This window comes from Rhizobium tumorigenes, assembly GCF_003240565.2.
In the GTDB taxonomy this organism is placed as follows: Bacteria; Pseudomonadota; Alphaproteobacteria; order Rhizobiales; family Rhizobiaceae; genus Rhizobium; species Rhizobium tumorigenes.
In genome coordinates this window covers 2,406,509-2,431,080 of record NZ_CP117255.1, presented here as the reverse complement: position 1 = coordinate 2,431,080, position 24,572 = coordinate 2,406,509, and the positions used below count along the sequence as shown (strand labels likewise).

At 60.6% G+C, this 24,572-nt stretch carries 23 protein-coding genes and 2 pseudogenes; 18 read left to right on the top strand and 7 right to left on the bottom strand.

Annotation, left to right across the window (positions count from 1 at the left end):
- The first annotated feature begins 97 nt into the window (after window positions 1-97).
- Window positions 98-1,018, top strand: coding sequence for a LysR substrate-binding domain-containing protein (locus tag PR017_RS11910; protein WP_111222359.1), 921 nt, complete (start codon window positions 98-100; stop codon window positions 1,016-1,018).
- Here the strand turns inward: PR017_RS11910 and PR017_RS11905 are convergent.
- From PR017_RS11905 to PR017_RS11880, 6 genes are all read right to left on the bottom strand, one after another.
- Window positions 1,011-2,012 (bottom strand): alpha/beta fold hydrolase, encoded by a 1,002-nt coding sequence (locus PR017_RS11905; protein WP_111222360.1) that lies wholly within the window; start codon window positions 2,010-2,012, stop codon window positions 1,011-1,013. The genes PR017_RS11910 and PR017_RS11905 overlap by 8 nt on opposite strands.
- A gap of 85 nt (window positions 2,013-2,097) precedes the next feature.
- Complete coding sequence (locus PR017_RS11900) at window positions 2,098-2,712, bottom strand: tetratricopeptide repeat protein (RefSeq protein WP_111222361.1); 615 nt, start codon at window positions 2,710-2,712, stop codon at window positions 2,098-2,100.
- Window positions 2,713-2,835: 123 nt separating this feature from the next.
- Window positions 2,836-2,961 carry a type B 50S ribosomal protein L36 gene (gene ykgO / locus PR017_RS11895; RefSeq protein WP_111222362.1) on the bottom strand — a complete coding sequence of 42 codons (126 nt, stop codon included), beginning with the start codon at window positions 2,959-2,961 and terminating at the stop codon, window positions 2,836-2,838.
- Between the two features lie 169 nt (window positions 2,962-3,130).
- The gene (locus PR017_RS11890; RefSeq protein WP_111222363.1) at window positions 3,131-4,186 is read right to left on the bottom strand and encodes a 5-(carboxyamino)imidazole ribonucleotide synthase; all 1,056 of its coding nucleotides are present in this window, start codon (window positions 4,184-4,186) and stop codon (window positions 3,131-3,133) included.
- Window positions 4,183-4,677, bottom strand: a complete 495-nt coding sequence (purE, locus tag PR017_RS11885) for a 5-(carboxyamino)imidazole ribonucleotide mutase (protein WP_111222364.1) — start codon at window positions 4,675-4,677, stop codon at window positions 4,183-4,185. The genes PR017_RS11890 and purE overlap by 4 nt, the downstream gene beginning before the upstream one ends.
- 14 nt (window positions 4,678-4,691) lie before the next feature.
- Window positions 4,692-4,895 carry a YdcH family protein gene (locus PR017_RS11880; RefSeq protein ID WP_111222365.1) on the bottom strand — a complete coding sequence of 68 codons (204 nt, stop codon included), beginning with the start codon at window positions 4,893-4,895 and terminating at the stop codon, window positions 4,692-4,694.
- Window positions 4,896-5,128: 233 nt separating this feature from the next.
- Between PR017_RS11880 and PR017_RS11875 the strand changes: the two genes are divergently transcribed.
- The 3 genes from PR017_RS11875 to PR017_RS11865 all read left to right on the top strand — a co-directional run bounded on the left by PR017_RS11875 (window position 5,129) and on the right by PR017_RS11865 (window position 7,450).
- Complete coding sequence (locus tag PR017_RS11875; RefSeq protein WP_111222366.1) at window positions 5,129-5,302, top strand: YdcH family protein; 174 nt, start codon at window positions 5,129-5,131, stop codon at window positions 5,300-5,302.
- A gap of 339 nt (window positions 5,303-5,641) precedes the next feature.
- Entirely contained in the window at window positions 5,642-6,295 is a 654-nt protein-coding gene (locus tag PR017_RS11870; RefSeq protein ID WP_111222367.1) for a thiamine phosphate synthase, read from the top strand.
- Window positions 6,296-6,304: 9 nt separating this feature from the next.
- Window positions 6,305-7,450 (top strand): SEL1-like repeat protein, encoded by a 1,146-nt coding sequence (locus tag PR017_RS11865; RefSeq protein WP_111222368.1) that lies wholly within the window; start codon window positions 6,305-6,307, stop codon window positions 7,448-7,450.
- Window positions 7,451-7,526: 76 nt separating this feature from the next.
- Here the strand turns inward: PR017_RS11865 and PR017_RS11860 are convergent, their stop codons facing one another.
- The gene (locus PR017_RS11860) at window positions 7,527-9,269 is read right to left on the bottom strand and encodes a chemotaxis protein (RefSeq protein WP_111222369.1); all 1,743 of its coding nucleotides are present in this window, start codon (window positions 9,267-9,269) and stop codon (window positions 7,527-7,529) included.
- Between the two features lie 351 nt (window positions 9,270-9,620).
- Here PR017_RS11860 and PR017_RS11855 point away from each other — a divergent pair, with 351 nt between their 5' ends.
- The 14 genes and pseudogenes from PR017_RS11855 to PR017_RS11795 all read left to right on the top strand — a co-directional run bounded on the left by PR017_RS11855 (window position 9,621) and on the right by PR017_RS11795 (window position 24,511).
- Window positions 9,621-9,950, top strand: a complete 330-nt coding sequence (locus PR017_RS11855) for a hypothetical protein (protein WP_240539146.1) — start codon at window positions 9,621-9,623, stop codon at window positions 9,948-9,950.
- Window positions 9,947-10,315: a response regulator gene (locus PR017_RS11850; RefSeq protein ID WP_111222370.1), complete on the top strand. Its 369-nt coding sequence runs from the start codon at window positions 9,947-9,949 to the stop codon at window positions 10,313-10,315. Before PR017_RS11855 ends, PR017_RS11850 begins: the two co-directional genes overlap by 4 nt.
- On the top strand, window positions 10,312-12,324 hold the full coding sequence (locus PR017_RS11845; protein WP_111222371.1) for a chemotaxis protein CheA: 2,013 nt from the start codon (window positions 10,312-10,314) through the stop codon (window positions 12,322-12,324). The genes PR017_RS11850 and PR017_RS11845 overlap by 4 nt, the downstream gene beginning before the upstream one ends.
- The gene (locus PR017_RS11840) at window positions 12,321-12,818 is read left to right on the top strand and encodes a chemotaxis protein CheW (RefSeq protein ID WP_111222372.1); all 498 of its coding nucleotides are present in this window, start codon (window positions 12,321-12,323) and stop codon (window positions 12,816-12,818) included. Before PR017_RS11845 ends, PR017_RS11840 begins: the two co-directional genes overlap by 4 nt.
- A gap of 38 nt (window positions 12,819-12,856) precedes the next feature.
- Window positions 12,857-14,551 carry a methyl-accepting chemotaxis protein gene (locus PR017_RS11835; protein WP_111222373.1) on the top strand — a complete coding sequence of 565 codons (1,695 nt, stop codon included), beginning with the start codon at window positions 12,857-12,859 and terminating at the stop codon, window positions 14,549-14,551.
- Between the two features lie 9 nt (window positions 14,552-14,560).
- Window positions 14,561-15,283, top strand: a pseudogene (locus PR017_RS28650) (MCP four helix bundle domain-containing protein); the annotation flags it as partial.
- 132 nt (window positions 15,284-15,415) lie between these two features.
- Window positions 15,416-16,762 (top strand): annotated as a pseudogene (locus PR017_RS11830) (methyl-accepting chemotaxis protein); the annotation flags it as partial.
- A gap of 199 nt (window positions 16,763-16,961) precedes the next feature.
- Window positions 16,962-18,773, top strand: coding sequence for a methyl-accepting chemotaxis protein (locus PR017_RS11825; protein ID WP_111222375.1), 1,812 nt, complete (start codon window positions 16,962-16,964; stop codon window positions 18,771-18,773).
- A gap of 2 nt (window positions 18,774-18,775) precedes the next feature.
- Window positions 18,776-19,264, top strand: a complete 489-nt coding sequence (locus PR017_RS11820) for a chemotaxis protein CheW (RefSeq protein WP_111222376.1) — start codon at window positions 18,776-18,778, stop codon at window positions 19,262-19,264.
- An 11-nt stretch (window positions 19,265-19,275) separates the two neighbouring features.
- Window positions 19,276-20,130, top strand: coding sequence for a CheR family methyltransferase (locus PR017_RS11815; protein ID WP_111222377.1), 855 nt, complete (start codon window positions 19,276-19,278; stop codon window positions 20,128-20,130).
- A gap of 15 nt (window positions 20,131-20,145) precedes the next feature.
- Window positions 20,146-21,240, top strand: coding sequence for a protein-glutamate methylesterase/protein-glutamine glutaminase (locus tag PR017_RS11810; protein WP_111222378.1), 1,095 nt, complete (start codon window positions 20,146-20,148; stop codon window positions 21,238-21,240).
- Between the two features lie 261 nt (window positions 21,241-21,501).
- Complete coding sequence (locus tag PR017_RS11805; RefSeq protein WP_111222379.1) at window positions 21,502-22,302, top strand: inositol monophosphatase family protein; 801 nt, start codon at window positions 21,502-21,504, stop codon at window positions 22,300-22,302.
- A 134-nt stretch (window positions 22,303-22,436) separates the two neighbouring features.
- Complete coding sequence (locus tag PR017_RS11800; protein WP_111222380.1) at window positions 22,437-23,477, top strand: MotA/TolQ/ExbB proton channel family protein; 1,041 nt, start codon at window positions 22,437-22,439, stop codon at window positions 23,475-23,477.
- 2 nt (window positions 23,478-23,479) lie between these two features.
- Window positions 23,480-24,511: a peptidoglycan -binding protein gene (locus PR017_RS11795; RefSeq protein ID WP_111222381.1), complete on the top strand. Its 1,032-nt coding sequence runs from the start codon at window positions 23,480-23,482 to the stop codon at window positions 24,509-24,511.
- Window positions 24,512-24,572: the final 61 nt, after the last annotated feature.

Sequence of the window (24,572 nt, the reverse complement as noted above, 5' to 3'; positions counted from 1 at the left end):
TCTCGGAAACAAGTTGACGCAACTTCTATCGCACCCTTTATCCGTCCGGATAATCAGATATTAGTGGATAAATAATCCTGATAAACTGGACAGTGATATGAGCAACCCCGTCTTCGATCTCGATATTCTGAGAAGCTTCGTCGCGGGCATCGAGCTCGGTACCTTTGCCAAGGCGGCAGAGCGTGTCGGGCGGTCGACGTCTGCCGTCAGTGCGCGGATCAAGAAACTCGAGGAGCAGGCGGGGAGGCCGATCTTTCGCAAGGCTGGCCGCGGGCTGGCGCTGACCGAAGCCGGCGAAACGCTGCTCGCCTATGCGCACCGGCTGCTTGACCTCAACGATGAAGCGCTTACGGCGGTGCAGGGGATGGAACTCGAAGGCTGGGTCCGGCTCGGCTTGCAGGAGGATTTTGGCGAAGCGCTGCTTCCCGAAGTTCTCGGTCGCTTTGCCCGCGCTCATCCGAAAGTGCGCATCGAGGCTCGGGTGGTACGCAACGTCGAGTTGATAGAGCGGGTCCGGTCCGGCCGGCTCGATCTGGCACTGGCGTGGAGCAATGGCGAGCGGACCGCCCATTGCGAGCTTGTCGGCGAGGTGCCGATGTGCTGGGTGGGGCCGATGGACGGCCGGATAGACTGGACGATCGATAGCGGCGAACCGATGCCGCTCGCCACGCTCGAGGCGCCTTGCCTGCTCAGGACCGCTGCGACCAAGGCGATGGATAGTGTTGGCCTCGGCTGGCGGGTCGCTTTCGTCAGCCCCAGTCTCGGTGGCCTGTGGGCAGCGACAGAGGCCGGTCTCGGGATAACGGTGCGCACGCCGCTCGGTTTGCCCGGCACGCTGCGGCCGCTGGTTGACGGAGAGCTTGGGCTGCCGTCATTGCCGAAGCTCGACCTCGTGCTGCACCGTGCTGCCGCGGAGCAAAGTCCCGCCACCCAGCGCCTGGCTGCCATCATACTGGAAGCGTTGCGTCCGTCACTTGCAGCATTCAGGCACCGGTCGCTGGAGACGGGTCCTAACTGATCTCGGCGGCAATTCGTATTTCCGCGAGGCGAGCCACCTGCTGCAGGTCACGTGGCGCACCGGCAAGACATTCTATGGCGGCAATGGCGACGTCGGTGGCGATGTAGTCGGGCTTGTGGCCGAGGTTGCGAATGGTGATCAGTTCGGAGCCGACGATGTCGCGCTCCAAGCCGATGGAATGGAGTTCGGCCAGCACCACGTCGTCCGAATCGCCGGTGATGATGACGGTGGGCGCCGTTATCTCGCGGTATCGCTGCGATTCGCGCGTCACATAGTCAAGCAGGTTAACGACGTCCCGGGCATTGTCGCGGAAGACGGCTGGCCGGAAGACCAGCGCCGGCGCAGTCTTTTCGATGTAGTCGTGCGGCCGCGGGTTGGGGCTGAAGACGCTGATAGTGCCTTGATCGAGCTTTCGCAGGCCAGCCGGAATGACCAGCGTGTGTGCGAAGAGCCAGCCGAGAACGGGCATCGATGCAAGCCGGTAGTACCAGTCAACGCCGCCGGGCCACGGATGGGTGGCAGGTGCAAGAAACAGCAGGCCAGCGGTCTTATGGGGATGGCGGACCGCAAAGGCTGCGGCAATCGCACCGCCGAAGGAGTGGCCGACTATTATGGCGGGGCCGACCTGCAGTTTATCCAGCAACTTTGCGACGGCATCCGCCTGTCCCGACGGAAAGGCATTGTCTGGCCCGCCGCGCTCAGAATAGCCGTGGCCCGGGCGGTCAACGAACAGCATTTCGGCGCGGCCTTTGAGGGGGCCGGCGAAGGCCTGCATCTGGTCGCGCAGATTGCCGCTCGCGCCATGGACGAAGACGAGAGGCGGCAGGTCCGCGCCATCAGGGCGTTTCAGGTGGAGGGCATTGATATTGTAGCCGCCGATGTCGGTGAGGGTGCCGATGTTCGGATTGGCCTCGGTGATGGCCCGGCTCTTGACGGTGGTGTAGGCAAACGCCGCTGCGAGCAGAAGGGCAATCGGAACCAGAAAACTCAGCATCGACAGGCAACTCGCAAAAATGCCCGGAACGCGGTCGCCGGGCCTCGTGATTCTATACGGTTGAGCGCGGCATCCGGTTGCACAGTCAGGTACGGCTGCCCGCAAGTTTTTCGCTGAGTTGGTCGGCCTGCTGCTGGGCCGCGCGGTTTGCGGGATAGATAGCAAGGAACCGCTGCCAGATTTCCAGCGTCTGCTGGTCCTTGCCATTTTCGGTGAGGATCGCTGCCATGCCGGCAAGCGCGCCGAAATGGCGTGGCTCCAGCCGCAGGACCTGCTCGATATCGGCCATGGATTTGTTGTAGTCGCCAAGCGCATAGTTCAGCGTCGCGCGCTGGTTCCAGCCTTCGACATAGCGTGGCTTCAGGGCGATGACCTGATCAAGAAAATCGAAAGCGGCGGCGTTGCGCTTTTCGGCGATGGCCTTGGCCGCCCACTGCATCAGCAAATCGACGGTTGCACTGCCCGATTGCGACCACTCCACCTTGATCTGGTTGGCAATGCCCGCGGCCTGATCCGGATCGTGCTGGCGCTTAAGTGCAGTGAAGAGATCGTCGAGGCGTTGTTTCGGGGATACGCTTTCGTTTTGCTGCTCGACGATCCGCGCGTCATCGGCGGCTGCCATTTGCGGGACAGAGGCAGCAAGCAAGACCGGCAGGAGCAGGGTGGAGCGCAACAGGGCACGAACAAACATGGCGGGCATATTAGCCCGCCACCGCAGAAGATCAAAACAAATTCGATTGAACGTCATGCCGTCAGAAACCTTGCCGTCGATGTGCCCGCACACGCAGCGCGGGACGACCGACAACCAAACGGCATCCGCAAATCAGCCCTGACGAGCCTTAAAGCGTGGGTTCAGCTTGTTGATGATGTAAACGCGGCCCTTGCGACGGACGAGACGGTTGTCGCGGTGACGGCCCTTAAGCGACTTGAGCGAATTCTTGATCTTCATTTTTTCGATCCGCGGGTTTTAGGGGGAATGTCACATTCGCCCGTATCTTTAAACAATCAAAAGCGCGCTCTTGGCGCGCTCTTTTAGGGTGGGGAGCAAATACCGTGTCGCTTTCGCCCTGTCAACCGACTATCCGGGCTTTTTCCCGATGCTGCAGGTCATGCACAGACTAAAGAAGTGTCGTGACATGCCCCATCTTGCGGCCGGGCCGGGCTTCGGTCTTGCCGTAGAGATGCACGAGCGTGTTGTCGCGCGCCAGCCAGTCCGGAACCGCGAGGATGTCGTCGCCGATCAGGTTCTGCATGACGCAATCGGCGTGTCGGACGGGATTGCCGAGCGGCAGGCCGGCGACAGCGCGGATATGCTGCTCGAACTGCGAGACGACGCAGGCAGCTTCCGTCCAGTGACCGGAGTTGTGCACGCGTGGCGCCATTTCATTGGCAATCAATTGCCCATCGGGCAACACGAAGAACTCGATGCCGACGACGCCGACATAATCGAGCGCCGTGAGAATCGTTTCGGCAGCAGCAGCAGCAGCAGCTGCGGTTTCTGGCGACAGCCGAGCCGGCAGCGTCGAGGTGTGCAGGATGCCGTCGCGGTGAACATTTTCGGCCGGATCATAGCTTTCGGTCGTGCCTTCCGGGTTGCGGGCCGCGATGACAGAGATCTCGCGCTCGAACGTCACGAAGCTTTCGAGAATCAGGGGGACGTTTCCGAGCGCGGCATAGCCGCCTTCCGGACTGTCGGCGAGGGATCGATAGACGCGCTGCCCCTTGCCGTCGTAGCCCAGCCGGCGCGTCTTCAGCACGCCCTGTCCGCCAAAATCGGCAAGTGCCGCCTCGAGGTCAGCCTGGCTGTCGACGGCATGAAAGCGCGCCGTTGCAACGCCGCACCCATTGAGAAACTGCTTTTCCGTCAGGCGGTCCTGGGCCATGGCCAGTGCCTTTGGCGGCGGATACACGGGCACGCTCAGCGACAAAGACTCTACGGCAGACACGGGCACGTTTTCAAATTCGTAGGTCACCACATCCGATGCCGCTGCGAGTTCCGCCAGTGCTGCGGGGTCGTCATAGGCAGCGACGATCTGGCGGCTGGCGACCTGGGCTGCCGGACAATCGGCCTGCGGCTCGAGGATGATGGTGCGGAAGTTCAGTCGGGCTGCGGCCATGGCGAGCATGCGGCCAAGCTGGCCGCCGCCGATGATGCCGATCGTCTGTGCCGTCATAGGTCATCCATCGGGTATTCAGCGACTGCAGCACTCTGGGCCGCCCGCCATGCATCCAGCCGGTTGGCGATATCCTCGTCGTTGAGCGCGAGCACTGCGGCGGCGAGCAGCGCAGCATTGATGGCGCCGGCCCTGCCGATGGCCAGCGTGCCGACGGGAATGCCGGCCGGCATCTGGACGATGGAGAGAAGGCTGTCCTGGCCGGACATGGCTTTCGATTGCACGGGCACGCCAAACACCGGCAGCAATGTCATCGATGCGGCCATGCCGGGGAGGTGAGCTGCCCCGCCAGCGCCGGCGATGATGATCTTGAAGCCCTCGTCGCGCGCGCCCTTGGCAAAGCGCACCAGCCGATCGGGCGTACGGTGCGCCGAGATAATGCGGGCGTCATACGTGATATCAAGGGCTTCCAAGGTGTCGGCTGCATTCTTCATGGTTTCCCAGTCGGACTGACTGCCCATGATAATGGCGACAGGCGGTCTTTCGGTCATGGCGACGCGTCCCCTCAAGCGGTGATGTCTGGAATGATCTGGTCTTCGAGCTTGGTCAGCTTGTCCTTGATGACCAGCTTCTTCTTTTTCATGCGCTGGACCCGAAGCTGATCGCAGCCGGTTTCGATCATCGCATTGATAGCGACGTCGAAATCCTCATGTTCCTGGCGCAGGCGCGCCATGATGAGTCTCACGTCGGCTTGATCCTGATCGGGCATGGTGTTCGTCCCCAGTCGTCGTCACGCGGAACCCTTTGGATCCAGCGGTTTAATTTCGCAAGCTCCTATCACCAAATAACGGTAACGGGAAGTTATCCGTGATCATGAATTTGCCCCGTTCAAGTCACTTTTTGGCCTTCGACATTGAAGAATTAGTATGTCACACTATTGTCGTTAAAGCCTAGAACTCCAGCGATGGATGGCTGGGGAAAGGCAAGCAGAAGGAAGGTCAAATGACAGTTCAGGCTCATCTTGAATCGCTCCAGAAAAAGCATGTCGCCCTCGAGGAAAAATTGCACTTTGCAATGAACTCGCCCTCGGTGGATGACCGTGAAATCGCGGACATCAAGCGAATGAAGCTGAAAATCAAAGACCAGATCCAGCGTATTGCCACATCGGTACACTGATGCCGTAGCCGCTTTCCGGCAAGGCCGGGCATCCTGCTCACTTGCGACTGAAATGCGGCCTTTGCACTGAATTAGAGAAATTTTTGCGCCAGCTTCCTTTAACAGGAGTTGGCGCAATCGTTTGGATGGGGGTCGATGATGGCCTCCGCGCTTTGCGATCAGCACTACATATAGAGCGGCCGGAAAGGCGTTGATCGCGGCTCTGTTCGCGTTCCCGGCCAGTAATGCCGTTGCGGTTTTCCGCGACGCTCCCCTTGTCAGCAGGTCCCAACGGATTTACTCACAGACCGGAATGCCGGACTTCGTGTTCCGGCCGGATGCGCCGAATAGGAAGCCTGCATGACCTTGCCCCCAAGCCGCTGCCGTCTGGTTCTCATCGTGCCCGAGATGACCGACATCGCAGAACAGCATGCACTCGTGGCAAAGGCACTGGAGGGGGGCGACGTTGCCTCTGTGATCATCCCGCAATACGGTGTGAACGAATTCGATTTCCAGAAATCGGCCGAAAAGCTGGTACCCATCGTTCAGGCTGCCGGTGCTGCAGCCCTCATTGCCGGCGACAGCCGCGTCGCGGCGCGCGCCAAGGCGGATGGGCTGCATATCGCTGCCGATATCGCCGAGTTCACCGAGGCGATGGAAAAGCAAACGGCAAGCTTCATGGTCGGGGGCGGAACGGCGAAGGATCGCCATACCGCGCTCGAAATCGGCGAACTGAGACCCGACTATATCTTTTTCGGCAAGTTCGACGGCGACTTCAAGCCCGAGGCCCATCCAAAAAACGTCGATCTCGGCGAATGGTGGGCATCGATGATCGAGATCCCCTGCATCGTCATGGGCGGCACCGACCCGAACTCCGCGCTCGATGTGGCGCTCGCCGGTGTGGAGTTCGTGGCGTTGAGATCCGCTGTGTTTGCCGACGCCGCACAGGCATCGTCTGTTGTTTCTGCCGTGAATGCCTTGCTGGACGAAAAAGCGCCACGGTTTGAAGATTGATAGCAGTTCATGTCGATCTCGCACCGCTATCATCCACCCTTGCTGTTTCTGGCGCTCCTCACCGGGTTTGCTGTTCTTCCCCCCATGGCAAGAGCGCAGTCTGCTGCGGACGGGGTCTCGAATTCCCCTAATGTCGGAGCTTTTCCGACCGAGCACATTTTACCCTCGAACGAGCCGAAGCCGCAGCCTTTCAAGAAAGGCGGCGAGGCACCACCTGTGCCTGCCGATCCCAAGGCAGCCAAGCCTTCGGGTGGCATAGGCGTCCTCGATCGCATGGGCGTAGGCCTGCCGTCGCTTCCGCCGGAAAAGCCTTATACCGGCGTGGTCGACGAGGCCTATGGTGCCTTCCAGCGCGGCTACTATCTCACGGCATTCCAGAAAGCCCTGCCGCGCGCCCAACTCGGCGACCCGGCGGCACAGACGCTGATCGCCGAATTGCTGTCGCAGGGACTGGGCGTCCGGCGCGACAGCAAGAACGCCGCCTTCTGGTACGGCAAGGCAGCGGAAGGCGGAAATCCTACCGCGATGTTCAAATTTGCCCTGGCGCAGATGGAAGGCCGCGATGTCCCGCGCGACCGCAAGTCTGCCGATCAATGGATGAAAAAAGCAGCCGATGCCGGCGAGCCGACGGCGCAGTTCAACTGGGGACAAAGCCTGACTGCGGACAACGCCGGCATAAAGGGGCTCGAGCTGGCATTGCCCTATTACGAAAAGTCTGCCGCCCAGGGCGTCGCGGATGCACAATACGCTGTTTCGCAACTCTATATTTCGCTCGAAAGCGTGCCGCCGGAGAAGAAAGCACAGGCGCGCATGTGGCTTGCGCGGGCGGCGAATGCCGGCTTCGACACGGCGCAGCTGGACATGGGCGTCTGGCTGGTCAACGGTGTCGGCGGCAAGACAGAGCTCGAAGAAGGCTTCAAGTGGATGAAGGTCGCAGCCTATCGCGGCAATGTGGTGGCGCAGAACAAGCTTGCGCACCTTTATGTCAATGGGCTCGGAACGCCTCAGGATGCTGTCGAGGCTGCCAAATGGTACGTCATTTCGCGCCGTGCCGGACTGAAGGATCCCGAACTCGAGGATTTCTATCTCGGCATCGAGGACGACCAGCAGAAGGCCGCGATCAACGCGGCCAACAAATTCCGCAGCGCGCGCTGAGTGCGCTCAAAGCGTTTCGCAGTGTGAGACGCGCGTTTGATACCCACGTCGTCGTCGTTTATAGCCGGGCCTTGCTCTAGAAAAGCGCGTCTTCGAACAAGTCCTCGTCGTTCGCGGCGGCCGCTGTTTCTACGACATGCAGGATGGCGCCGCTCTGGGCCGGGACGATGTCGTGGTGGACATTGCGTTCCTGCGCCATGGTGTAGACCTTCAGGATCCGGGCTGCGAGCGGCCCCAGGCTGTCGGCAAGGTCGCTGACGTCAGGCTGCTGCGGGCCCGCCATATCGCTCAACGTATCGGCGCAAGTGGCGAGGATCTCGCCGAGATCGTTCTGGAAATCGAGCTTGCTGAGCGACAGGCTGATCTTGGTGGCCACTTCGCGCCCGTGCTCGGACAGGATCGCCAGTTCCTTCTCCATGACGTCTGCGCCGGCGCGGATATTGCCGACGGCGCCGCCAAGCCGTTCGTCGAGGCGGCGGGCGTTGGCCTCATGGGTAGAGGCGACGCCATTGCCGGCAGTCTCGAGATCGCAAAGACCGGTAACGAGCGAGTCTGCTGAATCGTCGAGCTTGGCGGCAAAGATGCGCAGTTCGGCGGTGATGACGTTGATCGAACGGCCTTCTTCGCCCATGCGGCTGCAGCGCAGGTTTGTGTTCAGCGCCATATAGTGGATATCGGTCTTAACCGCGCGGATATTGGCGATGCTTTTCAAAAGGTTGGATGTCGTGTCGAGGGTGGACTGGCTGATCCGGTTTGTCTGCGTGCGCGCCGTTTCCACCTGCTTGACGATGCCTAGGGCGGTGGAGACGCTGTCTTCCAGCGTGCGCATGAAATTGCCGCCGGTTTCCTCGCCGCTGCCCTTCATGTCATCGCGCAGTTTCAGGATTTCCTGGGTATCGTGGCTGAAGCTGGTGATCGTCTGGACGACATTGCGGGATTCGCGCTGGAAGTCTTCGACCATGTCGCGCATTTGCGCCGCCGTCAGGTGGTAAATGAGGTTTTCGAGGCGGTAGCGCGCATCGTTGTCGAGTGCGCGACCTTCCTCGGTTTCGAGGAACTCCTCAAGGAAGGTAAAGGCGCTCTGCACGTGTTCGATACGCTGGCGGGTGATATCGCCGATCTGCAGCGCAGACAGCGTGGAGGCGACCTTGCCCTGAACCCCGCGGGCGATCGCGCCGACCTGGCCGGCAATCGCGGCAAGATCCTTGCGGTGGCTGGCGATGGTTTTTACGTCCTTTTCGAGAGCATCGACGACTTTTGGAATGGTGTGACCATAGTCTTTGGTCGTTGTTGCCCCGACATTCATCGCCACCTTCAGGTCACGCTCCAGCGCCGTCAACTGGTCGGCGAAACTGTTGACCTCGTTGGTGCCGGACTGGATCCGCTCGAGTATCTCCTGCGCGAAGCCGCCGAATTCGGCGATGCCGGCGCCGGTAATCTTGACGGTAATGGCAAAGGTCCGCAGGTAGCGCATGGTTTCCTGCATATCCGTGACGTGGGTGCTCAGCACGGCGCCCGCCGCCGACAAAACCGAAAAATTCTCCTGGCGCCTGGCCTCGAGGTCAGGCAGGTCGACCAGCGTCGTCACGGTCTGCAGCAGATCCGTCGCCGTGTCGCTCGAGCCATCGCTGTCCAGTGATTTCGTCAGACGATCCAGAGATGCAAGCAGCTCGTTGATGACCTCCATCACCGAAACCAGCACGCCGCCGCCGTCCAGGAAGCGCTTCTCGACCTGGTTGCGAGCCGACTCCAATGTGTCGCGGACGTCGGCGACCGGCATCTGTATAGGGCGATGCGCCAGAGCTGTTCCACTTGTCATTGTTCTTCCTTTACTTGAATCTCGTCTTCTATGGCTCAATACTAGACTCAAGGATGGAAAGTTCCGGTAAACTGCAGCGACTCGCAGACGTTGTATTGGCATCGATCTCGAAGCATCGTTAACAATCACTCATCAGTTATACTAAGATTTATTGCAAGATATCCTAAATAACTGAAAATGTTCATTTTTACCGAAATCCTTAAACTAAATCCCAATTTATTTCAGGTAATAAATCGCACCATTGGGACTCGCTGTAATTGTGCTCCGGTGCAACTCAGGTTTACTGCCTGTTAAGGCTGTCATGAGATTCCTCTATCAAAGGTTATGCATCTGTCCACTCAGGAGGCAATTTTGACAGCGGATCGTAAGTATAAGGACGTTGTGAAGCTTCCGAATTCTTTGGTTATTAAGAATATGTCGGAGGTGCATGGAATTATTCATGTGCGCCTCACGGAAAGCCCGGAAATTACGCTTGAGATCCCCGAGGATGCCGAGGCTGATCTCAGCTTTGTCCAGCTGGTTGAATCCGCTCGCATGGATGCCCGCGCTGCCGGCAAGACGATGCGGCTGGCGTCCCCTGCAACAGGGTCGGTGCTGAAGGTATTGAAGCGCGGTGGTTTCACCGACGCCCAGTCGGCGGAAGACGCGCAATTCTGGTTACATCAAGAGGTACGAGTATGACTGCGAACATTTTAACGGTTGACGATTCCGCCAGCATTCGAATGACCACCAAGATCTCTCTTTCCAATGCCGGCTATACCGTAACCGAGGCGGTGGATGGTTCGGACGGACTGGCGAAGGCCAAGGGCGGGGCATTCGATCTCATCATTACCGATCTCAATATGCCTGTCATGGACGGCCTGACGATGATCGAGGAGTTGCGCAAGCTGCCTGAGCACATGGGCGTGCCGATCATCTTCCTGACGACGGAATCGGATGCCGACCTGAAGGCCCGCGCAAAGGCTGCCGGTGCCACCGGTTGGCTGACGAAGCCTTTCGATCCTGAAAACCTGATCAAGATAACCCGCAAGGTGCTCGGCCGATGAACACGCTCGATCCGGTTGCCGTCTTCCGCATTGAAGCTGCCGAGGTTTTCGAACAGATCGAAAGCGGTCTTCTCGACCTCACCCACAGGCTCGACGACAAGGCGCAGATCGACGCGGTGTTCCGCGGACTGCATACGCTGAAAGGCTCCGGGTCAATGTTCGGCTTCGACGCGCTGGCCGCGTTCACCCATCATTGCGAAACCGCATTCGACCGTGTCCGCAAGGGCGAAGTGCCGGCAACTGCCGAACTGGTCGCCGCCGTGCTGGCGGCGCAGGATCATATGCGTGCCCTGGTCGAGACGCCGAACGGCGATCACCAGGCGGCGGGCGATCGCCTTCTGGAACTGCTGCGCGCTGCCGTCGATGGTAAATCGGCAGAGCCGGTCGCGGCTCCTGCAAAAGACGCGCTGAACCGTTGGCGCATCCGCTTCAGCCTGCCGCACAACGCTATGATCAACGGCACCAACCCGCTCGGTCTGCTGGATGAATTGCGCGATCTCGGCGAATGCCGGATCGTTGCCGATACTGCCGGAATTCCGCCGCTCGACGTGCTGGTGCCAACGGAACTGCACCTCTCCTGGGAGGTGCTCTTGACCTCCGACCAGCCGCGCTCCGCCATCGACGACGTGTTCATTTTCGTCATGGACGACATGCAACTCGAGGTCGAGACGCTGAGCGAGACGCCAGCGCCGGCTCCGGTCGTCGCAGTTGTCGAACAGCCTGCCGCGGTAGTGTCGCTGCCTTTCGCCACACCTGCACCGGCCGCTGCCGAGACCGTGCCTGCCAAGGCCGAGACGCCATCGCCGGCGCCGACCGATGCCCGGCAGGCCAAGGCATCCGAAAGCGTCCGTGTTCCGGCCGAACGGCTCGACGAATTGATGGACCGGGTCGGCGAACTCGTGATCGCCCAGTCACGCCTCCGCCAGCTGGCCAATTCCAGCTCCGATCTGGCGCTGCGCTCCGTATCAGAAGAAATCGAACGGTTGTCCGGCGAGTTGCGCGACACGATGATGGTGTTGCGCATGGTACCGGTCGCAACTCTGTTCAGCCGCTTCCGCCGCCTGACGCACGATCTCGCCCGCGAGACCGGCAAGGTCATCGAGCTGGTGACGGAAGGCGAAACCACGGAAGTCGACAAGACGGTCATCGAACGCCTCGCCGATCCGCTGGTGCATCTGGTGCGCAATTCGATCGACCATGGCCTCGAGCCGCCGGCCGAGCGCCTGTCTGCCGGCAAATTCGAGGGTGGTACAGTCACGCTGTCGGCGCGGCAATCGGGTGGCGAGGTCATCATCTCGATCAAGGATGACGGCCGTGGCATCAACCGCCAGCGGGTCCGTGCCAAGGCTGAAAGCTCGGGGCTGATCCAGCCCGGCCAGGTATTGTCCGACGGGGACCTTTTGCAGCTGATTTTCGCACCGGGATTTTCCACTGCGGCCCAGATCACCAATCTCTCCGGCCGTGGCGTCGGGATGGATGTGGTCAAGAAAACCGTGGAAGCATTGCGCGGCGCCATCGACGTTACCAGCCATGACGGGCAGGGCTCGGAAGTGTCCTTGCGCATTCCGCTGACGCTGGCGATCATCGATGGCCTGCTCGTGCGGGTCGGCACCGGTCGCTATGTCATTCCGCTTTCAGCGGTCGAGGAATGCCTCGAACTGTCGCTGGAAGAGGATCTGCGCTCGCGCGGTCGCAGCTTCATCTCGCTGCGAGACAGCCTCGTACCTTTCCTCAGGTTGCGCGAGCTGTTCCGCACCGGCACAAAGCCGGATGTGCACCAGAAGGTGGTGGTCATCTCGACCGGCACGGAGCGGGTGGGGCTCGTCGTCGACCAGATCATCGGCGACCACCAGACGGTGATCAAGTCGATGTCCAAGCTGCATCAGGATGTCTCGACATTCTCCGGTGCCACCATTCTCGGCGACGGCAATGTCGCGCTTATTCTCGACGTCGTCCACCTGGTCGCCGCCGGTCAGCAACAGGAGGCGCAGTTGCGCGCAGCAGGATGAGCCAGTTCCTTCAGAACGACAATCACTGGAACGACGCCGACGAACTCGAGGTCCTGACGTTCGATCTGAACGGCGAGACATTTGCGCTCGAGGCGGCAATGGTTCAGGAAATCCTCGATCTCCTGCCGGAAACTGCGGTGCCGGGAAGCCAGCCCTTCGTTGCCAGCGTCATCAACTTTCGCGGCAAAGTCATTCCGCTCGCCGATCTGCGCCTTGCCTTCGGCATGGAAGCGGCAGCAGCGACCATCGACAGCCGTATCGTCGTCATCTCCCTGACGATCCAGGACGAACCGACACTGGTCGGGTTGCGAACGGACAAGGTGAATGAAGTCACCACGCTGGCGAAAGCCTCCAGCGAAGCGCCTCCGAGCGTCGGCATGCGCTGGCGGCCGGACTACATCAGCTGCCTCGTCAAGCGAGGCGGCGAATTCATCATCCTTCCAAACCTGCAGGCCATTTTCGCGACGCGACGGGATCACGCGCTGGCTGCCTGACAAAGGCAGCCATGAGACGAAATATAGGGGACAATGTTATGCGATTTACGATCAAGGCCAAACTGGTAGGGGCCTTCACCTTTATCATACTCATGCTGATCGGCACCTCCGGTTATGCGATCATGAGCCTAAGCAATTTCAACGACACCATCAGCGACGTCCTCGAGGGTCCAGCCGCACGGCTTGAGCTGACACAGCAGATCAACATCGATCAGTTGCAGATCATCCGTCAGCAGAAGAACCTGCTGGCAGCGCGCACGGCCGATGACAGCAAGGCGGCGATTGCCGCCGGCGACGTTGCTCGCAAGGCCCTGACGGACGATTTTGCGACGCTCAACAAGATCCTGTCGCCGGATAGCCGCGCGGCTTGGGGCGAAACCGAAAAGATGTCGCAGATGTTCGTCAAAGCCGACGATCAGATCCGCGACCTGCTGAATGCCGGCGACAAGGAAGGCGCTTATGCCGTTTCTGTCGGCGAAGCCCGCAAGGCCGCCAACTCCATCGGCGCCAGCCTCAACGAGAAGCTCGAGGACGAAAAGGCCAAGATGAAATTTGCGGACGATGATGCGGACGTTCAGTACGCCCATATCCGCATGATGATGTTGGCAGTCGCCGGCGCGGCGCTGCTCATTGCTGCCATCACCGCCTACTGGATCGCCAGCACAATCGGCAAAGGTCTTGCCCGTGCCAACGCCGTGGTCCGCGATGTTGCCGAAGGCGACCTGACAAAGACCGCCGAAATCACTAATCGCGACGAAATCGGCGAGATGCTCGGAAACGTCAACGTCATGATCGAACGCCTGCGCGGCGTGGTCGGCGATGCGCTGTCCGCTTCCGACAACGTTTCGTCCGGTAGCCAGGAACTGTCCGCCAGCTCCGAGCAGGTATCGCAGGGCGCCACCGAACAGGCCGCTTCCGCCGAGGAAGCCTCGGCTTCGATGGAAGAAATGGCGTCCAACATCAAGCAGAACGCCGACAACGCCGCCCAGACGGAAAAGATCGCCCGTCAGTCTGCCAAGGATGCGGAAGCCTCTGGTGAAGCCGTTACGCGCGCTGTCAGTGCCATGCGGACCATTGCCGAGAAGATCGGTATCGTCCAGGAAATCGCTCGTCAGACTGATCTGCTGGCCCTGAACGCAGCTGTCGAAGCGGCACGTGCCGGTGAACATGGCAAAGGTTTTGCAGTCGTCGCCTCCGAAGTCCGCAAGCTTGCCGAACGCAGCCAGTCGGCGGCTGCCGAGATCGGCGCAATGTCGAGCGATACCGTCAAGGCCGCTGCCGAAGCCGGTGAAATGCTCGGTCGCCTGGTGCCGGATATCCGCAAGACTGCGGAACTGGTCTCGGAAATCAGCGCTGCCTGCCGCGAGCAGGATATCGGTGCCTCGCAGATCAACGAAGCCATCCAGCAGCTCGACAAGGTGACCCAGCAGAATGCCGGCGCCTCGGAACAGATGTCTGCGACGTCTGAAGAACTCGCTGCCCAGGCCGAAGAGCTGCAGGCATCCATCGCCTTCTTCAAGGTCGACAGCATCGCTCACAAGCCGGCCGCCAAGAAGATCGCCGTACGTGCGTTCGTGAAGGCGCCAACGGCTGCAGCAAATGCCCGCCGGCCCGCTGTCGCCAGCAAGCCGAACAGCGTTGCCGCCCAGCAGGCCCGCGCCAAGGGCTTCGCACTCGACCTGTCGATGGGCGGACCGGATGCACACGACGACGATTTTCGCGAAAGCGCTTGATCGGACTGCATGTCACCGGCGGCTATCGAGGCCGCCGGTCAACTGACCCAACGCGTCTATGCGCTGGTTTTTCTTCGGGAAACTACCGTCTCCCGAAATGTCTTAACCAACGGATGTGGCCGTTGGATGCGCGAAGGGCCGAGAGCCGTTCGACGCGAGAGTAGATGTCAAGCTCTGAACCTCCGATCTAAAATTGGCGATCCTGAGTGGCTTTTGGTCACAGGTTTGTCCCGATCAATGCCACCCGCTTGGAGTCTCCTCATGCGTTTCACGATCAAGTTAAAGCTGAGCCTTGTATTCGGTTTCATCGTCCTGCTCACCTGCGCGATGGCCGGCCTATCGATTTACAATCTGTCTTCGCTCAATGGCGATATCTCCGAAATGGTGGCCGGCCCCGTCGCCAACCTGCGGGAATCTGGTGAACTTTCGGATGCTGTCATGCGCTCCATCCGGTCGGAAAAAGATGCCATCATCAACACCGATCCAGCCAGGATTGGCGGCTACATCGACGAGATCGCGCAGCAGCGCGAGCAGATCAAGTCGCTGGTGCAACGTCTCGCCGCCTCGCCGGATCCGGATATCCGCAACGGCATGACGCAGTTTGCAGATCTCTACGGCAAATGGGTGCCGCTGCAGGATCGCGTTACCGGCCTTGCCAAGCAGAATACCACTGAATCCAACAGCCAGGCCGGATCCGTCTCCATGGGCGAGGGCCAGCAGATCACGGTGCAGCTTCTGCAAGTGCTGGCGAAGCTCAGCGACACCGTAGCGGGCAACGTGACCGAGACGGATACAGCGACGAACGAACAGTATGCCAACTCGCGCAACCTGCTGGTAGCGATGACCGTCGGATTGATCATCGTCGCGTTGGCGTCGGCGCTCTGGATACTGCTCAACATTTCCCGCGGTCTGAAGCGCGCGGTCGGCTTGGCCGATGCCGTCAGCATTGGCGATCTCAACCAGGAGATCCAGCACAAGAGCAACGATGAGATCCGCGATCTCGTCGATTCAATGAGCCGGATGGCCGTCAACCTGCGCGGCACGGCGGCTATGGCAAGCAAGATCGCCGAGGGTGACCTGTCAGTCATGGCGCAGCCGCTGTCCGACAAGGACGTTCTAGGCTTTGCCATGCAGAGCATGATCGCCAACCTGCGGACGACGTCTGATGTCGCCGGCCAGATTGCGGAAGGCGACCTGACTGTTTCGCCGAAGCCGCTGTCGGAGAAAGACACGCTCGGTATCGCGCTCCAGCAGATGGTAGAACGCCTGCGCGGCGTCGTCGCCGACGCGATCTCTGCAGCCGACAACGTTTCTGCCGGTAGCCAGGAACTCTCGGCCAGCTCCGAGCAGGTATCGCAGGGCGCAACAGAGCAGGCAGCCTCTGCCGAGGAAGCCTCTGCGGCGATGGAAGAGATGGCGTCCAACATCAAGCAGAATGCAGACAATGCTGCCCAGACGGAAAAGATCGCCCGTCAGTCTGCCAAGGATGCGGAAGCCTCTGGCGAAGCCGTTACCCGCGCCGTTAGCGCCATGCGGACCATTGCCGAGAAAATCGGCATCGTCCAGGAAATCGCTCGCCAGACCGACCTCCTGGCCCTGAACGCAGCCGTCGAAGCCGCTCGTGCCGGTGAACATGGCAAGGGCTTTGCAGTCGTCGCCTCCGAAGTCCGCAAGCTTGCCGAGCGCAGCCAGTCGGCTGCAGCGGAAATCGGCTCGATGTCCAGCGATACGGTAAAGGCAGCGGCAGAGGCCGGTGAGATGCTTGGCCGCCTCGTGCCGGACATCCGCAAGACAGCCGAGCTGATCTCTGAGATCAGTGCCGCCTGCCGCGAGCAGGATATCGGTGCCTCGCAGATCAACGAAGCCATCCAGCAGCTCGACAAGGTCACCCAGCAGAACGCCGGTGCCTCCGAGCAGATGTCGGCAACGTCGGAAGAACTCGCTGCCCAGGCCGAAGAGCTGCAGACGTCGATCGCCTTCTTCAAGGTCGAGACGTCGAACTCGCGGGCTTCGGCCTCGAAGAAGACACCGGTGAGGGCTTCAACGAAGGTCGTCTCCGCCCCGGCCCAGGCACGAAAGTCCATCGCACCATCGTACGGCAAGTCCTCACAGAGCGTTGCTTCGCAACAGTCCCGTGCCAAGGGTTTTGCGCTCGATATGGCCATGGGCGGACCTGACGCGGACGACGACGACTTCCGCGAAAGCGCCTGAGTTTTTCACGATACGGGGTCCATGCGGCCCCGAAAGTGCCTGAGCCAACGGATGTGGCCGTTGGATGCGTGAAAGGCTCCGAGCCGATCGACGCGGGAGTAGATGTCAAGCTCTTCACTTAATCATCAACTTCCGGCGAGCCTTGGTGGCCGCCGGTCATAGGCTTGTCCCTGAAAACACCCCCGCTTGGAGCCTTCTCATGCGTTTCACGATCAAATTAAAACTGAGCCTAGTGTTCGGTTTCATCGTCCTCCTCACCTGCGCCATGGCAGGGTTGTCGATCTACAACCTGTCCTCTCTCAACAACGACATTTCCGAAATGGTTGCAGGCCCCGTTGCCAACCTTCGGGATTCCGGAGAGCTTTCGGATGCCGTCCTGCGCTCGATACGCTCGGAAAAGGACGCCATCATCAACACCGATGCGTCCAAAATCAATGGTTATATCGACGAGGTCACGCAGCAGCGCGAACTGGTCAAAACTCTGCTGCAACGTCTTTCCACATCGCCTGACCCGGACGTCCGCAACGGCATCGCCCAGTTCGCTGATCTCTATGGCAAATGGATACCGTTGCAGGATCGCGTCATCGCCCTTGCAAAGGCAAATACCACCGAATCCAACAGCCAGGCCGGTGCCATCTCGATGGGCGAAGGCCAGCAGGTCACGGTCCAGCTTCTGCAGGTCCTGTCGAAGCTGAGCACTACTGTTACCGGCAACGTCGCCGAAACGGATTCGGCGACCAACGACCAGTATGCCAACTCGCGAAATCTCCTGGTGTCGATGACCATCGGATTGATCATCGTGGCGTCCATTTCCGCACTCTGGATACTGCTCAACATCTCTCGCGGCCTCAAGCGCGCGGTAAGCCTCGCCGATGCCGTCAGCATTGGCGATCTCGATCAGGAGATCCAGCACAAGAGCAACGACGAAATCCGCGATCTGGTGACCTCGATGAGCCGGATGACGGCGAACCTTCGCAACACAGCGACGATCGCATCGCAGATCTCGGACGGCGACCTGACGGTTGCACCGAAGCCGCTGTCGGACAAGGATACGCTCGGCATGGCACTGGAGCAAATGGTCGACCGCCTTCGTGGCGTCGTTGCCGATGCCCTGTCCGCTTCCGATAACGTCTCCTCCGGTAGCCAGGAACTCTCGGCCAGCTCCGAGCAGGTATCGCAGGGCGCAACCGAGCAGGCAGCCTCTGCCGAAGAAGCCTCGGCTGCGATGGAAGAGATGGCCTCGAACATCAAGCAGAACGCCGACAATGCCGCCCAGACGGAAAAGATCGCCCGCCAGTCGGCCAAGGATGCGGAAGCCTCTGGTGAAGCCGTTACCCGCGCTGTCAGCGCCATGCGGACCATTGCCGAGAAGATCGGTATCGTCCAGGAAATCGCTCGTCAGACTGATCTGTTGGCCCTGAATGCAGCCGTGGAAGCGGCTCGTGCCGGCGAACATGGCAAGGGCTTTGCGGTCGTCGCCTCAGAAGTCCGCAAGCTTGCCGAGCGCAGCCAGTCGGCTGCGGCGGAAATCGGCTCGATGTCCAGCGATACGGTGAAGGCGGCCGCTGAAGCCGGCGACATGCTGAGCCGCCTGGTGCCGGATATCCGCAAGACCGCCGAGCTCATCTCTGAGATCAGTGCCGCCTGCCGCGAGCAGGATATCGGTGCCTCGCAGATCAACGAAGCCATCCAGCAGCTCGACAAGGTCACCCAGCAGAATGCCGGTGCCTCCGAGCAGATGTCGGCAACGTCGGAAGAACTCGCTGCCCAGGCCGAAGAGCTGCAGACGTCGATCGCCTTCTTCAAGGTCGACCAGGGTTCGAAGAAAGTTACCCGTGCCCCTGCCGTGCGGACCACCGCCCGCGCACCGGTCACGTCCGCCCGCAAGGCTCCGGGTTCGAAAACAAGCAATACGGTCGCAGGCCAGCAGGCGCGGCTGAAGGGCTACGCACTCGATCTCTCCATGGGCGGCCCGGACGATGGCGACATGGACTTCAAGGAAAGCGCATAATCATGGCCACAGCACCGCTCGAATCGCAATTCGTCACCTTCAGCCTCGGCGAGGAAGTCTTCGCCGTGCCGGTCGAAGTGGTTCGCGAAATTCTCGATTATGCCGAGGCTTTCAAGATCCCCAACGGTCCGGATTACCTGCTCGGCCTGCGCGATGTGCGCGGGCAGGGGGTACCCACCATCGATCTCAGGCTGAAGCTCGGTCTTTCGAAGACCATCCCGACACCACATACCCGCGTGCTGGTTCTCGACATTCCGATCGGTCCGAAAACCCTGACGCTTGGCCTCGTCGCAGACCGGGTTTTCGAGGTGACGCCATTCCTGCGTGACCAGATCGAAGCGGCTCCGGATATCGGCATTCGCTGGCGTTCCGACTACATCGCCGGCGTCGTCCGCCGCGAGAACGGCTTCGTCGTCATCGTCGACCTGGCGCAATTGCTGTCGTACGAGGATACTGCGATGCTCTCCCCGCGCACCGGCCAAGCAGCGTGAGCGGGCAGCGGATGAGAGTGGCCCAACAGGAAAGCCAGGCTTTCGGCGATCACATCAGCAAGCGTAATTTCGAAAAGCTTGCCCAGTTCATCTATGAGTATAGCGGCATCAAGATGCCGACGACGAAACTGACGATGCTCGAGGGCCGCCTGCGCCGGCGCCTTCGGGCAACGGGGATCACTTCCTTCGACGACTATTGCGATTTCCTGTTCAACGGCGATGGGCTCGAAACCGAGACGGTGCACCTGATCGATGCGGTCACGACCAACAAGACCGACTTCTTTCGTGAGCCGAAGCACTTCGAATACATGGAAGCCGTGGCCTTGCCCGATCTCGTCAAACGCGGGGAACGGCGGCTGCGGGCGTGGAGTTCTGCCTGCTCGACAGGCGCCGAGCCCTACACGATGGCAATGGTGCTGTCTGAGTTTGCCGAACGCGTGCCCGGTATCGACTATTCGGTGCTTGCGACAGATCTGAGCACCGACGTGCTGGAAGCGGCCCGCATCGGGATCTACGCCGACAGTCTCGTCGAACCAGTTCCGGCCGATCTTCGGCGGAAATATGTCATGAGCTCGAAGCAGCAGCAACGGCGGGAGGTGCGCATCGTGCCGCGTTTGCGGTCGCATGTCGGTTTTGGGCGGATGAACCTGATGGACAAGTCCTACGGTGTGGGCGGTCCCATGCACATCATCTTCTGCCGCAACGTTCTCATCTACTTCGACAAACCGACCCAGGCAGATGTCATCGGCCGCCTCTGCGAATGCCTGCTGCCGGGCGGCTATCTGTTTATCGGCCACTCGGAATCGCTTGCCGGCATCGACCTGCCGTTGAAGCAGGTATCAAATACGGTCTTTCAGCGCCTCTAAATGCATGGAAAAGGTATGCCAAAGAAAATTCGCGTTCTGATTATCGATGACTCCGCCAGTGTCCGGCAGACCTTGAGCGCGATCCTGTCCGACGATCCCGAAATCGAAGTCATGGGAGTTGCGGCCGACCCGTTTGCAGCGGCACGCAAGATCCAGGAGGAAATTCCGGATGTCATCACCCTCGATGTCGAGATGCCAAGGATGGATGGCATCACCTTTCTGCGCAAGCTGATGCTGCAGCGGCCGATCCCGGTCGTCATGTGCTCGTCGCTTACGGAGGCGGGCTCGGAGACCTTGCTGCAGGCGCTTGAAGCGGGTGCCGTCGATATCATCCTCAAGCCGCGGATTGGCGCTGCAGACTACCTTGCCGACGAGGCGGTGCGGATACGCGAGGTCGTCAAGGCCGCGTCGCACGCTCGAATTCCCGGCAGCAAGCGGGCGGCCGAGGGAATTGCCGCACGGGCTGGCGCCCCCGCAGCAAAGCTGACGGCCGACGTCATGCTGCCACCGCCAACCGGCAGGGCGATGGCAAAGACCACCGAAATGGTTGTTTGCGTCGGAGCTTCGACAGGCGGGACAGAGGCGCTGCGTGCGCTGCTCGAGGCTTTGCCTGCGAACTCTCCGGGCATGGTGATCGTGCAGCACATGCCGGAGAAATTCACTGCTGCGTTCGCAAAGCGGCTGAATGGCCTCTGCGAGGTCGAGGTCAAGGAAGCTGTCGACGGCGATCCTGTGCTGCGCGGCCACGTGCTGATTGCGCCCGGCGACCGGCACATGCTTCTCGAACGCCACGGTGCCCGATATTCCGTGTCTGTAAAGCCGGGGCCGCTCGTTTCCCGCCACCGGCCTTCGGTCGACGTGCTGTTTCGGTCGGCCGCACGGGCTGCCGGCTCGAATGCCATGGGTGTCATCATGACCGGTATGGGGGACGACGGTGCGCGCGGCATGCTGGAAATGAAGCAAGCCGGCGCCTATACGGTTGCCCAGGACGAGGCAAGTTGCGTGGTGTTCGGCATGCCGAAGGAAGCCATCGCCCATGGCGGCGTGGACCGTATCCTGCCGCTTGACCAGTTGGCGCGCGAAATCCTGATTGCGCAGCAGAAGTTCTAGGGGCAGAGACCGTGGTTGGCGCCTCGCGCTGCTTCCCGCGTCGGCGACATCCGCATTTGGCAATCGCCTCCAGCGGCGGGATCGGGGCTCGTTAAATTAACGATCCTTGAGCGGCGCAACGCAGCTATGCGGCTGTGCCCTTGAAATGCGCACGATTTTGTGGTCTTGAGGCCGCCAATCTTTATCGCGCCGCCGATCCCGCTCCGCCGGGACCCTGATCCGGGTCCGGATGGCGTCTTTCGTGTTTCAAGGAATTGCCATATGGCTCGCTCTGCTCTTCTCAATGTCATGGTCCAGGCCGCCCTCAAGGCAGGCAAGTCCCTGAGCCGCGATTTCGGCGAGGTGCAGAACCTGCAGGTCTCCGTCAAGGGCCCCGGCGATTTCGTCTCGCAGGCGGATTTCAAGGCTGAAAAAATCATCCGGGAAGAGCTGATGAAGGCGCGGCCGACCTATGGCTTCCTTGGCGAGGAGAGCCAGGAAATCATCGGCACCGACGGTGCCCATCGCTGGATAGTCGATCCGCTTGATGGAACGACGAACTTCCTGCACGGCATTCCGCTGTTTGCGGTTTCGATCGGCCTGGAACGCAACGGCGAAATCGTCGCCGGCGTCATCTTCAATCCGGCGACGGACGAACTCTACACCTCCGAGCGTGGCGGCGGTGCCTTCCTCAACGATCGTCGCCTGCGTGTTGCCGGCCGCCGCGTGCTGTCGGATTGCGTCATCACCTGCGGCGTCCCGCACCTCGGTCGCGGCAGCCACGGCAAGTTCCTTGTCGAGTTGCGCCATGTCATGGGCGAAGTCTCCGGTGTTCGCCGGCTGGGCTCTGCGGCGCTCGATCTGGCCTATGTGGCAGCCGGTCGCTTCGACGGCATGTGGGAAACCGGACTGAACGCCTGGGATATCGCTGCCGGCGTGCTCCTGATCCGTGAAGCCGGTGGCTTCCTGTCCGATTTCGACGGCGGCACCGAGATGCTTGCGAAGGGCTCGATCATCTGCGGCAACGAGTACATCCAGAAGGCTTTGTCGGAAGTCGTCAAACGGCCGATCCCGACCCGTTAAGGCAGCAAACACTCAGCTTAGGACCGTCGGATAGCCTACCGCAACGCACATGTTTTGTGGGGCCATACTCTTCAATTCGGCGCAATGATGCTTTAGTCTTCGCAGGCGGAAAATCTGCGGTGGCTGAGGTATTCATGAAAAATGTGAAATTGTCGGATCTTGGGTCGACTGACGATCCGATGCAGAGCCGCGCATACAGGCTATCGAGCCCGATGGCCTTCTTCTGGACGATGATCCTGTTTCTCATCATCGTCGGCTTTATCGTAGCCATCCTGTTCCGCCAGGGGCAGGAAGCCTTCATGCACAATCCGGGCCTGAACGGCCTGATCCTCGGCGTTCTCGTCGTCGGCATCATCCTTGTTTTCAACCATGTACTTTCCCTCAGACCGGAAGTCCGCTGGTTCAATTCGTTCCGCGTCGTCGGCGATGCCGACAAGGTCGACCTCAATCCGAAACTGCTGGCACCGATGCGCGCGCTTCTCGGCAGCCGCAAGTCGATGTCGCTCTCGACTGCCACGTTGCGCTCCATCCTCGATTCAATTGCCTCGCGGCTCGACGAATCCCGCGATATTTCGCGCTATCTGATCGGCCTGCTGGTGTTCCTCGGCCTGCTCGGCACCTTCTGGGGCCTGATCGGCACGATCGGATCGATCAACAAGGTCATCCAGTCGCTCGATGTGGCAGAGGGTGGCGATATCCTGGGCACGCTGAAGGAAAGCCTCGCCGCTCCGCTGGTCGGCATGGGTACGGCGTTTTCGTCTTCGCTGCTCGGTCTTTCCGGGTCACTGATCCTTGGTTTCCTCGACCTTCAGGCAGGCCGGGCGCAGAACCGCTTCTATACGGAACTGGAAAACTGGCTGTCGTCGGTCACCGATGTCGGTTCCGACATGTCATCGGTGCCAGACGCCGCCAATGGAGCCTCTGCGGATGATGTCCGCGCCTTGTCCGAACAGATGCGCCAGATCGCCGAAGAAGGCGGCAGCGGCCAGCGATCGGTCGCGGCCATGGCCAACCTTGCCGACGGCATCCAGGGACTGGTCAAGAACATGCGCAACGAGCAGCAGATGCTCCGGGACTGGATCGAAGCGCAGCAGGAAGAGGCAAAGTCGATGCGACGGACGCTGGATCGCCTGTCGGATCGCATCGGCAGTATCGAAAAGACCGGGAGCAAGTAGCCATGGCGCTCTCGCGCAACCGCCGGACCCAGCGAACCATCGACTACTGGCCCGGCTTCGTCGACGCGCTGTCGACGCTGCTGATGGCGATCATGTTCCTGCTGACCGTGTTCGTCATCGGCCAGTTCATCCTCAGCCGCCAGCTCAGCGGTCGCGACGAGGTTCTTGCCCGGCTGAACGGCCAGATCAACGAATTGACTCAACTACTGGCTCTGGAAAAGAGCGGCAAGCAGGATCTCGAGGATTCAGTTGCCAACCTGCAGGCGTCGCTGGCCTCGGCGCAAACCGAGAAGTCGCGGCTCCAGACGTTGCTGGCGGCAGGCTCCGGCAGCACGGAAGCTTCGCAAAGCAAGATCGGCAGCCTCACACAGCAACTCGATGATCAGAAGCAGGCGAGCACTCGGGCGCTCAGCCAGGTCGACCTGCTGAACCAGCAGATCGCCGCGCTGCGCAACCAGATTGCGGCGGTCGAGGCGGCCCTGCAGGCTTCGGAAGCCAAGGACGATTCCTCGCAGGTGAAGATTGCCGATCTCGGCCGGCGGCTGAACGTCGCTCTCGCCCAGAAGGTGCAGGAGCTCAACCGCTACCGTTCGGACTTCTTCGGGCGCCTGCGCGAAATCCTGTCTGACCGCGACAATATCCGCATCGTCGGCGATCGCTTCGTCTTCCAGTCGGAAGTTCTTTTTCCGTCGGGCGGGTCAGACCTCAATCCGCAGGGCCTGACCGAAATGACCAAGCTCGCGAAAGCGCTGATCGACGTCGCCAAGGAAATCCCGCCGGAGATCAACTGGGTGCTGCGTGTCGACGGTCATACCGACAATGTGCCGCTGTCCGGGAATGGCAAGTATGCCGATAACTGGGCCCTGTCGTCCGCCCGCGCCATCGCAGTCGTCAAATACCTGATCTCGCAAGGTGTGCCGGCAGACCGGCTGGTAGCGGCAGGTTTTGGCGAATTCCAGCCGATCGCACCCGGCGATACGCCGGAAGCGCGCGCTACCAACCGGCGCATCGAGCTTAAACTGACCGAGAAATAGGCGCGATCATGGGTTTTCTGAACAGACAACCCATGATCAAGCAAAGCCGGGGCCCGGGCGC